Raw genomic sequence first — 10,451 nt, forward strand, 5'->3', positions numbered from 1 at the left:
TGCGCGGGGACGACGGGTTCATGCCTATCTTTATGCTGCCTGCTTTTCCTCGCGCAATGCGCGCCGCAGGATCTTGCCGACGTTGGTCTTCGGCAGCTCGCTGCGGAATTCGATGTACTTCGGTTTCTTGTAGCCGGTGAACTCGCGCTTGCAGTAGTCCATCAGCTGCTCGGCCGTCAGGTTCGGGTCCTTCTTGACCACGAAGACCTTGACCGCTTCGCCGGAATGCTCGTCCGGCACGCCGATCACCGCGCACTCCAGCACGCCGGGGTGGGCGGCGATCACGCCTTCCAGTTCGTTCGGATAGACGTTGAAGCCCGAGACCAGGATCATGTCCTTCTTGCGGTCGACGATCTTCACGTATCCGTTCTCGTCCATCACGCCGACGTCGCCCGACTTGAAGAAGCCGTCAGGCGTCATGACCTTGGCCGTTTCGTCCGGACGGTTCCAGTAGCCGGCCATCACCTGCGGACCGCGGATCGCGATCTCGCCGACGCTGCCGATCGGCAGTTCCTTGCCGTCGTCGTCCAGAATCGCCACCTCGGTCGACGGGATCGGCAGGCCGATCGTGCCGGTGAAGGACGAGATGTCGCAGCGGTTCGCGGTGGCCACCGGCGAGGTCTCCGACAGGCCGTAACCCTCGATGATGTGGGTGCCGGTGATGGCCTTCCACTGGTCGTTGACCGCCTGCTGCACCGCCATGCCGCCGCCGTTCGCCAGCTTCAGACCCGAGAAGTCCAGGTGCCTGAAGTCCGGATGGTTCACCAGCGCGTTGTACAGCGTATTCACCGCCGGCAGCGCATTGAACTTGTACTTGGCCAGCTCCTTGATGAAGCCCGGGATGTCGCGCGGATTCGGGATCAGGATGTTCAGCGCCCCCACCCGCATGCCCCACAGCGCGCACACCGTCAGCGCGAAGATGTGGTACAGCGGCAGCGCGCACACGATGACAGGATGCTCGACCGCCGGCGGCCGGCTCATCGCCACCGAGGACCATGCCTCCGATTGCAGCAGGTTGGCGATCACGTTCCGGTGCGTCAGGGTCGCGCCCTTCGACACGCCGGTGGTGCCGCCGGTGTACTGCAGGAAGGCGACGTCCGTGTTCTTCAGCTGGGCCGGCTGGAAGGGCATCTTCGCGCCCTGCGCCAGCGCATCCTTGAAGCGCACGCTACTCGGCAGCGAGTAGTCCGGCACCATCTTCTTGACGTTGCGGACCACGAAGTTCACCAGCATGCCCTTGGCCCCGCCCAGCATCTCGCCCATGCTCGCCACCACCACGTGACGCACCGGGGTCTTGCCCATCACCTGCTGCAGCGTGTGCGCGAAGTTCTCGAGCACGATGATGGCTTCGCTGCCCGAGTCCTTCAGCTGGTGCTCCAGCTCGCGCGGCGTGTACAGCGGATTCACGTTCACGACCGTATAGCCGGCGCGCAGGATGGCGGCCAGCGCCACCGGATACTGCAGCACGTTCGGCATCATCACCGCCACGCGCGCACCCTTGGCCATGCCGCGGCTCTGCAGCCAGGCCGCGAGGCGCTTCGACATCGCGTCCAGTTCCGCATAGGTGAGGAACTTGTCCATGCAGACGAAGGCGTTGTTCGCGGCGTACTTCTGGAACGACTCTTCCAGCAGCTGCACGAGGGAGCCGTACTGGTCGGGATCGATTTCAGCGGGGACGCCGGGTGGGTACGACTTGAGCCAAATCTTGTCCATCGGGTGCCTGTCTCCAGTGTATTTTTTCTGTGTGGGCCGCCCAACCGAAAAAAACGCACGGTCGTGCTGTGTTTGCTTTCATGATGCTATCGGGCAGCGCGCCCGATAGCAAGCACTTTTAAAGCAATTCGAACACGAATTCTAGTGCCCGACCATAGGTGGCGCCTCGCTGCGCTGCACCATCAGCGGCGCCGTGGACACCGGCGGCGCCAGGGTCTTCAGGATGCGGTGGCGATCCGAGCGGTCCAGCTCGGCCAGGCGCTTGACCGACTTGTAGAAGGCCGGGAAGTTGCCGTCGCGCTTGAGCATGGCGCGGAAGGCCGGCACGAAGTCCTCGTAGGTCGCGATCGAGGCCAGGTGGGCGTTCGACAACGGCTGTTCGAAGAAGCGGTCGTAGCCGGCATAGCCGCCCCAGTTGCCCTTCAGGACCTGGTACTCGTCCTTCAGTTCCTGGAACAGGCGCGCCTTGACCGCGCGCTTCTCGTCGTCGCTGCGGTCGACCACGGCGTAGTTCTGTTCGAGCGCCTTGCGGTACTTGAGCAGCAGGGTCAGGAAGTCGTGCTTGCGGCTCTTGTAGCGGGCATAGCTGTCGCGCATGGCCTGGTTGCCGAAGCGCTCCATCCAGTGTTCCACGCCCACCTCTTCCACGGTGCTGGCGAAGGATTCGTTGAACTGCGAATCCCCCTGCGCGTACACGATCTGGTGCGCCAGTTCGTGGAAGATCATGCGCGCCAGTTCGGCATCCGGGTAGTTGATGAAGGTGGAGATCAGGGGATCGCTGAACCAGCCCAGGGTCGAGTAGGCCGGCACGCCGCCGACTTCGACGTCGTTGCCGTCCGCCTTCAGCTCCTTGGCGTAGGTCATGGCGGCATCCTTGTTGTAGTAGCCGCGGTAGTTCACGCAGCCGGCCACCGGGAAGCACCATTGCAGGGGCCGCAGCGACAGCTCGGGCGTGGCGACCACGTTCCACAGCACGTAAGGGCGTTTCAGGGAGGCGTATTTTTTATAACTGTCATTATCTGGCAATGACATTTCGCTAACAGCGTAGCGGCGGATCTGGCGCGCCGTCTCCAGGCGGAGGCGCAGTTTGGAGCTGGTGCCGGGGTCGGCGATCCAGTCGTCGATCGGACGGGCGTCCGACAGGAGTTCAAGCTGGCCCTGGGCCGCCTGCGAGTAGTAGTTCAGCGTGGAGCAGCTGGCCAGCAGCCCCGCCGCCGTGCCCGCCAGGAGCACGGCGCGGAGCCGCGGGGCGATTCGCGAAAGTTTCATGTGTCAAAAGGTTCATGGTGCGGCTGGTGGTCATGCTTTCTCCACCTGCACCAGCGTGTCGTAGAAAGTCGGCGCCCGGCCCATGTCGGTCAGGCGCTGGCTGGTTACTTCGTTGGCGTTCTTGCCGTCGCTGGCGAGCTTTTTCCACCAGATCGACAGGCCGACCACGAGGCCGGCCCGCGCCTTGGGCGTGACACGGGCTCGCGCGACGAACGAGCCCCGGTCATTAAAGATGCGCACCATCTCGCCGTGCTCGATGCCGCGGCTTGCGGCGTCGACGGGATGGATGTCCAGGTGAGGTTCACCTTCCGTGGCGCGGAGGCTCTGGACATTGACAAAGCTTGAGTTGAGGAAGTTCCTGGCCGGCGGAGAAATCATCGCCAATGGATATTTCTCTGCCAGTTCGGGATTGGATGCCACGGATTCGTAATTCGGAATATAGGTCGGCAGCGGATCGAGACCGTCCGCCAGCATCGACTCGCTATAAAACTCGCACTTGCCGGAAGGGGTCGGGAAGCCGCCTTTCGCGAAGGGCGCGGCCGGCATGTTCAGCTTGCTCCAGCCGGTGCGCTTCAGCGATTCCCAGTCGAAGTGCACGGCGCGCGCGTTCTTCTTGTCGAAGGCCTGGGCCGCGAGTTCGTCGTCGGTCTCGCTGAAGGCCGGGTCGTCGAAGCCCATGCGCCTGGCGATCAGGCGGAAGATCTCGGTGTTCGGCTTGGCCTCGCCCAGGGGCGCGATCGCCGCGTTGTTCGCCATCATGTACAGGTGGCCGTAAGCCAGGTGGGCGTCGACGTGCTCGAGCTGGGTGGTGGCCGGCAGCAGGATGTCCGCGTAGTCGGCGGTATCGGTCTGGAAGTGTTCCAGCACCACGGTGAACAGGTCTTCGCGCTCGAAGCCGCGCTGCACCTTCGAAGAGTCCGGCGCGATCGCCACCGGGTTCGCGTTGTAGACGATCACGGCCTCGATCTTCGGACCGAAGCTTGGGGACGCCTCCTTCAGCAGGTCGTCGCCGATGGTGTTCATGTTGATGGTGCGCGGGATACGGCCGCGCAGCAGGTCCGGGCGCTGCAGCGCCAGTTTGTTCGACGGGAAGGAGCCCGAGGTCGACAGCTGCACGCCGCCGGCCGGATGGCGCCAGGCGCCCACCAGGGCCGGCAGGCAGGCGATGTTGCGTACCGCCATGCCGCCGCCGCGTACGCGCTGCAGGCCATAGTTCATGCGGATCGCCACCGGCTCGCCGCGCATCGCGGTGTCGCCGTACTCGCGCGCCAGGTTCACCACTTCCTCGGCGCTAATGCCGCAGGTTTCGGCGGTGCGTTCCGGCGTCCATTCGGCCACGCGGTCCTTCAGCTGGCCGAAGCCCAGGGTGTGGCGGGCGATGTAGTCGTGGTCCAGCAGGTTTTCCTTGACCAGCACGTGCATCATGCCCAGCGCCAGCGCGCTGTCCGTGCCCGGCAGGACGGCAATGTGCTGATGGCACTTCTCGGCCGTCAGGGAGCGATACGGGTCGATCGCGATCAGCTTCGCGCCGCGGCGCTTGGCTTCCTGCCCGCGCATCCAGAAGTGGAGGTTCGAGGCGATCGGATTGCCGCCCCAGATCAGGATCAGTTTCGCGTCCTGGAACTGTTCGATGTCGGTGCCGATCGAACCACCGATGGTGTATTTGTAGCCGGTCGTGCCGGCGGTCGCGCACACGGTGCGATCGAGGAAGGAGGCGCCGACCTTGTTGAAGAAGCGCATCGCCATCGCCTCGCCCTGCACCAGGCCCATGGTGCCGCAATAGCTGTAGGGCAGGATGGCCTGCGGGTCGCGTTCCGCGATCGGCGCCAGGCGCGCCGCGATCTCGTCGAGGGCCTGCTCCCAGCTGATGCGCTCGAATTTCCCTTCGCCCTTCCGGCCGACGCGGCGCATCGGGTACAGCAGGCGGTCCGCATGATAGGTGCGGTCGATGTAGCGCGAAACCTTGGTGCACAGCACCCCGGCCGTGGTCGGGTGATCCGGATCGCCCTTGACCTCCGTTGCGACGCCGTCCTCCACGGTGACGAGGATGGCGCAGGTATCGGGGCAGTCGTGCGGGCAGGTGGCCTTGACAAGGGTCTTGGTCATGGAATCGGATCCGGGGAAAAACGTCGAGAAACCAATAGTTTAGACGATTCCTGCGGCCCCTGTGACGGCACTGGCCGTGGCGGCTTCGGAAGGGCTACAATAGTTGAAAACATGTATAGGGAGAACAGAATGAGACTTGTCGAACCTATCCTCGCGCACCAGGCGGAACTCGAGACCATCCGCCGCGACATTCACGCACATCCCGAACTCTGCTACGAAGAACAGCGCACCGCCGATGTCGTGGCAGCCCGCCTGACCGAATGGGGCATCCCTGTGGTCCGTGGCCTTGGCGTCACCGGCGTGGTCGGCATCATCAAGAACGGCCCGTCCGAACGCGCAATCGGCCTGCGCGCCGACATGGATGCCCTGCCGATGCAGGAGCTCAACACATTTGAGCACGCGTCGCGCCATGCCGGCAAGATGCATGCTTGCGGCCATGACGGCCATACCACGATGCTGTTGGGCGCAGCCCACTATCTGTCGCAGAACCGCAACTTCGACGGCACCGTGTACCTGATTTTCCAGCCGGCCGAAGAAGGCGGTGCCGGCGCCCGCCGCATGATGGACGACGGCCTGTTCGAACGCTTCCCGATGGATGCCGTGTATGGCCTGCACAACTGGCCGGGTATGGCGGCCGGCAAGTTCGGCGTGGTCGCCGGCCCGATGATGGCATCCAGTAACGAGTTCCGCGCGGTCGTGAAGGGCAAGGGCGCCCACGCCGCGCAGCCGCACCGCGGCATCGATCCGGTGATGGTGGCGGTGCAGATCGCGCAAAGCTGGCAGACCATCATCTCGCGCGAAAAGAACCCGCTGGATACCGCCGTGCTGTCGATCACCCAGATCCACGCCGGCAGCGCCACCAATGTGATCCCCGACGAAGCGGTACTGGTCGGCACCGTGCGCACCTTCACCACCGGAGTGCTCGACCTGGTCGAGCGCCGCATGGGCGAGATTGCGCAGGGCGTCTGCGCGGCCTTCAATGCGAGCGTCGATTTCTCGTTCAAGCGCAATTACCCGCCGCTGGTGAACCATCCGGAACAGACGGCCTTCGCGGTCGAGGCGATGAAGGCGGTGGTCGGCGAAGACAATGTCGACGCCAACGTGGAGCCGACCATGGGCGCCGAGGACTTCGCCTTCATGCTGCAGGCCAAGCCGGGCTGCTACGTCTTCCTCGGCAACGGCGACGGCGCCCACCGCGCCGGCGGCCATGGCCTCGGCCCTTGCCAGCTGCACAATGGCAGCTATGACTTCAACGATCAGCTGTTGCCGATCGGGGCCAGTTACTGGGTGAGGTTGGCCGAGATGAGCTTGCCTCCGGCCTAAGTTCGTCGCCCCGCGAAGGCGGGATAGTGCCCCGGCACTATCCCCCAGGTTTGCTCGCTACTCCGGCAGCGTGTCCGCCCCGGCGCCAACACGCTTCCCCGGATTCAACCTCTCCAACGCAATCAAGGCCGCCGCATGATCGGCGGTCGGCAAATCCGCCTCGATCGTCTCGTACTGCCGCGTCACCAACTCGGTCACCGGCAGCTTCACGCCCACCTCCCCCGCTGCGGCCAGGATATTGCGCTGATCCTTGAGCTGGGTTTTCACCTGCCCGCCCGGCACGAAGTTCCGCTCCAGCATGCGCTGTCCATGCACTTCCAGCACACGGCTGCCGGCAAAGCCGCCGCGGATCGCCTCGCGCACGGCGGCCGGATCGGCGCCCGCGGCCTGGGCCAGCAACAGGGCCTCGGCGACCACATTGATGGTCGCGCCGACGATCAGCTGGTTGCACAGCTTGGCGACCTGGCCGCTGCCGGCCGGGCCGACCAGGGTGGCCGAGCCCATCTTTTCGAGCACGGGCGCGGCTTCCGCGAAATCGGCCGCATCGCCGCCGGCCATGATGGCCAGCTTGCCCGCCTCCGCGCCCACCACGCCGCCGGACACCGGCGCATCGACGAAACGGCAGCCGGCTTTCTGCAACTGTGCATGGAAGGCCAGGGCTTCGTCCTGCCGGGTGGAACTCATGTCGATCCACAGCGCGCCGGGTTTCAGCGCGGGCAGCGCGGCGGCCAGCACCTGGCCGACCACCGGTCCCGCTTCCAGGATGGTGATCACGATATCGGCATCGCGCACCGCGTCGTGCAGGTCTTGCCTGGGGATGGCGCCGACGCCGCGCAAGGCCTCGGCCTTGGCCGGCGAACGGTTCCAGACGTGAAGAGGATAGCCGGCTTGCGCCAGCCGGGTCGCCATCGGCTTGCCCATCAGGCCGATGCCGAGGAATGCCAGGGTCGGAAGTGTCATGGTGGTCTCGTTGTGCAGATCGTTCGATTCTAACAATTGATGGACAGGCCACGCCAAAACCCACATCTCGCTAAAATAGCGGGATTCGTCAATCGAAAGGAAATAAAAAAGATGTTCTCCGCTAAGAAAATCGCGACCTCGATGGCCGCAGCCGCCGCCCTGTTCGCCGCACAGGCAGGCCACGCCCAGAACGGCCTGGTCGACTCCTACGCCGTGGAAGCTGGCGGCGGCGAGCACGTGCAGGTGCTGCGCCTGTCGGCCCAGAAAGACTGGAACAAGAACTGGTTCGCTACCAGCGGCCACCACCTGTCGGGCTACTGGGATGCCAACATCGCCTACTGGCGCGCCAACCAGTGGCTGGACGTGCCGGGCAAGCGCCACAACCTGGCCGTGATCGGCATCACCCCGGTGTTCCGCTGGGAAGCCGATGACAAACTCGGCTTCTACGCCGACGCCGGCATCGGCGCCGCCCTGTTTTCGGATGTGTACCGCAACACCCACCGCCAGCTGTCGACCGCCTATGAATTCGCGGACCACGTCGGCGTCGGCTACGTGTTCGCCAACAAGTGGGAACTGGGCGCGCGCCTGCAGCACTACTCGAACGGCGGCATCAAGCATCCGAACGGTGGCGTGAACCTGCTGATGGTGAAAGCTGCTTACCATTACTAATGGTGTATCGGCTGAACACCGGGGTCAGAGCCCACCCGCGAAAACCGGGCTCTGACCCCTGCGTCGGCCCAGGGCGATTTATGTGACAATCGTCCAATGACCGATACCAGCAACGTCAAAAGTTACCTCCCCTGGCTGGTGGCGACTGCCCTGTTCATGGAGCAGCTCGACGCCACCATCGTCAACACCGCCGTTCCCAGCATCGCGGCCAGCCTTCAGGTCACACCACTGAGCCTGAAGTCCGTCGTTACCTGCTATATCCTCAGCCTCGCCGTCGGCATCCCCGTGAGCGGCTGGATGGCCGACCGTTTCGGCACCCGGCGCGTGTTCGGCATCGCAATCGCCATCTTCACGTTCGCCTCGGTGCTGTGCGGACTGTCGGTCAACCTCGAGATGATGGTGGTGGCGCGCCTGCTGCAGGGCCTTGGCGGCGCAATGATGATGCCGGTCGGGCGCCTGGCCATCATCCGCACCTTCCCCAAGAGCGAGTTGCTGGGGGCAATGAACTTCGTGATCCTGCCCGCGCTGATCGGCCCCCTGCTCGGACCGACCGTCGGCGGCCTGATCGTGCACTGGACCTCGTGGCGGGCGATTTTCTTCGTCAACGTGCCGGTCGGGCTGCTGGCCCTGTTCCTCGTGCACCGCTACATGCCGGATTACAAGGGCGCCGAACCGCGCCCGCTCGACACCATCGGCCTGATCCTGTTCAGCTCGGGTACGGCCCTGCTGTCCTGGCTGCTGGAGATCTTCGGCGAGCACACGCTCGACACCGTGACTATCGTCCTGATGCTGGGCCTGTCGGTGGCCCTGCTGGCGGCCTATGCCTGGCATGCGAGCGAGCACAAGCACCCGCTGCTGCGCCTGGCGCTGCTGAAGGTGCGCACCTTCCGCATCGCGGTGCTGGGCGGTTTCATCACCCGCCTGGGTATCGGCGGCCTGCCCTTCCTGCTGCCGCTGCTGTATCAGCTGGGTCTGAAACTGCCTGCCTGGCAGTCCGGCCTCCTGATGATGCCGACCGCAGCCGCGGCGATGGGCATGAAACTGATCGCACCCAGGGTCCTGGCCCGCTTCGGCTACCGCCAGGTGCTGATCGTGAACACCATCTGCATCGGCCTGACGATCGCGCTATTCGCGCTGGTGGGACCGGGCACGCCCTGGTATGCGATCGCCGGCATCGGCCTGCTGCAGGGCTTCTTCAATTCGCTGCAATTCTCGAGCATGAATACGCTAGCCTATGCGGACGTTCCGCAACAGGATTCCAGCATGGCCAGCACGATCGCCAGCTCCCTCCAGCAGCTGTCGATGAGTTTCGGACTGGCGAGCGGTTCGCTGGTGACGGCCTGGTTCCTCGGCCGCGTGCCGCAGACCAACCAGTTGATGGTGACCTCGGCCCTGCACCACGCTTTCCTGACGCTGGCAGTCACGACGATGCTGTCGTCCTTCGTGTTCTGGCGCCTGCGCCGCAGCGACGGCGAGAGCATCAGCCGCGGCAAGCAACGACCCGAGGAAGCCGCCACCCAGGATTCGGCGCCGCTGTCGCAAGCCTGATCCCTCGCGCCGGCAAGCGCCGGAGCGGTATAGAGTCGAAGCGAGGGAGAGATCCAGTCCTGTCAGGAGAAAAGCATGAGCCTGTCACTCGTTTCGGCCGACTTCGATGCCGGCGGCAACATTCCGGCAATTCACACCTGCGACGGAACCGATACCGCGCCCGCCCTGTCGTGGACGGGCGCGCCACCGGGAACGAAAAGCTTCGCTCTGATCGTCGACGATCCCGACGCACCGGACCCGGCGGCGCCCAAGATGACCTGGGTGCACTGGGTCCTGTATAACATCCCGCTCTCGGCGGCCAGCCTGCCCTCGAGCGTGCGCGGCACGGACCTGCCGCCGGGCACACGCACCGGCCTCAACGACTGGAAGAAGAGCGCCTATGGCGGCCCTTGCCCGCCGGTGGGGACGCACCGCTATGTGCACAAGCTCTACGCCCTGGATGTGGAATTGCCGGACCTCGGCCATCCAACCAAGGCCGAGCTGGAAAAGGCGATGAAAGGGCATGTGCTCGCGCAGGGGCAGCTGATCGGCACTTACCACAAGCGCTAGCCTCAGCGCTCGGGGTTTGCCGGCCTGCGTGGTGAGGAAGGTCGGCAGGTAATGGTCGATCACGAAGCGCGGATTCGGCTTGGGTCTTCGTAAAATCCGGTCAGGACAAAACCTGCTTTTATCTGCCCGCCGATTTGCTCGGATAGAATGCCCGGATCTTGGCTGGAAAAGCAAAAAGCCCGCTCAAGGAATTGAGCGGGCTTCTGCGAATAATTAGCCTGACGATAACCTACTTTCACACTGGTTGCAGCACTATCATCGGCGCAAAGTCGTTTCACGGTCCTGTTCGGGATGGGAAGGGGTGGTACCGACTT

At 64.5% G+C, this 10,451-nt stretch carries 8 protein-coding genes and 1 rRNA gene; 4 read left to right on the top strand and 5 right to left on the bottom strand.

Features of this window, described 5'->3' with window-relative positions; all coding sequences use genetic code 11:
• Positions 1 to 30 precede the first annotated feature (30 nt).
• The 3 genes from AB4Z32_RS21915 to AB4Z32_RS21925 all read right to left on the bottom strand — a co-directional run bounded on the left by AB4Z32_RS21915 (position 31) and on the right by AB4Z32_RS21925 (position 5,088).
• Positions 31 to 1,713: a long-chain fatty acid--CoA ligase gene (locus tag AB4Z32_RS21915; RefSeq protein ID WP_442123986.1), complete on the bottom strand. Its 1,683-nt coding sequence runs from the start codon at positions 1,711 to 1,713 to the stop codon at positions 31 to 33.
• A 141-nt stretch (positions 1,714 to 1,854) separates the two neighbouring features.
• Positions 1,855 to 2,982: an aminopeptidase gene (locus tag AB4Z32_RS21920; protein WP_442123987.1), complete on the bottom strand. Its 1,128-nt coding sequence runs from the start codon at positions 2,980 to 2,982 to the stop codon at positions 1,855 to 1,857.
• A gap of 30 nt (positions 2,983 to 3,012) precedes the next feature.
• Positions 3,013 to 5,088: a molybdopterin-containing oxidoreductase family protein gene (locus tag AB4Z32_RS21925; protein ID WP_442123988.1), complete on the bottom strand. Its 2,076-nt coding sequence runs from the start codon at positions 5,086 to 5,088 to the stop codon at positions 3,013 to 3,015.
• Between the two features lie 129 nt (positions 5,089 to 5,217).
• Here AB4Z32_RS21925 and AB4Z32_RS21930 point away from each other — a divergent pair, with 129 nt between their 5' ends.
• Positions 5,218 to 6,411 carry a M20 aminoacylase family protein gene (locus tag AB4Z32_RS21930; protein WP_442123989.1) on the top strand — a complete coding sequence of 398 codons (1,194 nt, stop codon included), beginning with the start codon at positions 5,218 to 5,220 and terminating at the stop codon, positions 6,409 to 6,411.
• A 57-nt stretch (positions 6,412 to 6,468) separates the two neighbouring features.
• Here the strand turns inward: AB4Z32_RS21930 and AB4Z32_RS21935 are convergent, their stop codons facing one another.
• Complete coding sequence (locus AB4Z32_RS21935) at positions 6,469 to 7,371, bottom strand: NAD(P)-dependent oxidoreductase (RefSeq protein WP_442123990.1); 903 nt, start codon at positions 7,369 to 7,371, stop codon at positions 6,469 to 6,471.
• 111 nt (positions 7,372 to 7,482) lie between these two features.
• Here AB4Z32_RS21935 and AB4Z32_RS21940 point away from each other — a divergent pair, with 111 nt between their 5' ends.
• From AB4Z32_RS21940 to AB4Z32_RS21950, 3 genes are all read left to right on the top strand, one after another.
• The gene (locus AB4Z32_RS21940) at positions 7,483 to 8,040 is read left to right on the top strand and encodes an acyloxyacyl hydrolase (protein WP_442123991.1); all 558 of its coding nucleotides are present in this window, start codon (positions 7,483 to 7,485) and stop codon (positions 8,038 to 8,040) included.
• A gap of 96 nt (positions 8,041 to 8,136) precedes the next feature.
• Positions 8,137 to 9,588 (top strand): DHA2 family efflux MFS transporter permease subunit, encoded by a 1,452-nt coding sequence (locus AB4Z32_RS21945; protein ID WP_442123992.1) that lies wholly within the window; start codon positions 8,137 to 8,139, stop codon positions 9,586 to 9,588.
• Positions 9,589 to 9,663: 75 nt separating this feature from the next.
• Entirely contained in the window at positions 9,664 to 10,137 is a 474-nt protein-coding gene (locus tag AB4Z32_RS21950) for a YbhB/YbcL family Raf kinase inhibitor-like protein (protein ID WP_442123993.1), read from the top strand.
• A 216-nt stretch (positions 10,138 to 10,353) separates the two neighbouring features.
• Here AB4Z32_RS21950 and rrf read toward each other — a convergent pair.
• Positions 10,354 to 10,451: ribosomal RNA gene (rrf, locus tag AB4Z32_RS21955) — 5S ribosomal RNA — on the bottom strand; the annotation flags it as partial.

Origin of the sequence: Massilia sp. 2TAF26, from assembly GCF_052115005.1 — a bacterium.
GTDB lineage: Bacteria > Pseudomonadota > Gammaproteobacteria > Burkholderiales > Burkholderiaceae_D > Telluria.

Excerpts from the sequence above, each read along its gene's own strand:
- AB4Z32_RS21915 (WP_442123986.1), bottom strand. The coding sequence starts at position 1,713 with ATGGACAAGATTTGGCTCAAGTCGTACCCACCCGGCGTCCCCGCTGAA.
- AB4Z32_RS21920 (WP_442123987.1), bottom strand. The coding sequence starts at position 2,982 with ATGAAACTTTCGCGAATCGCCCCGCGGCTCCGCGCCGTGCTCCTGGCG.
- AB4Z32_RS21925 (WP_442123988.1), bottom strand. The coding sequence starts at position 5,088 with ATGACCAAGACCCTTGTCAAGGCCACCTGCCCGCACGACTGCCCCGAT.
- AB4Z32_RS21930 (WP_442123989.1), top strand. The coding sequence starts at position 5,218 with ATGAGACTTGTCGAACCTATCCTCGCGCACCAGGCGGAACTCGAGACC.
- AB4Z32_RS21935 (WP_442123990.1), bottom strand. The coding sequence starts at position 7,371 with ATGACACTTCCGACCCTGGCATTCCTCGGCATCGGCCTGATGGGCAAG.
- AB4Z32_RS21940 (WP_442123991.1), top strand. The coding sequence starts at position 7,483 with ATGTTCTCCGCTAAGAAAATCGCGACCTCGATGGCCGCAGCCGCCGCC.
- AB4Z32_RS21945 (WP_442123992.1), top strand. The coding sequence starts at position 8,137 with ATGACCGATACCAGCAACGTCAAAAGTTACCTCCCCTGGCTGGTGGCG.
- AB4Z32_RS21950 (WP_442123993.1), top strand. The coding sequence starts at position 9,664 with ATGAGCCTGTCACTCGTTTCGGCCGACTTCGATGCCGGCGGCAACATT.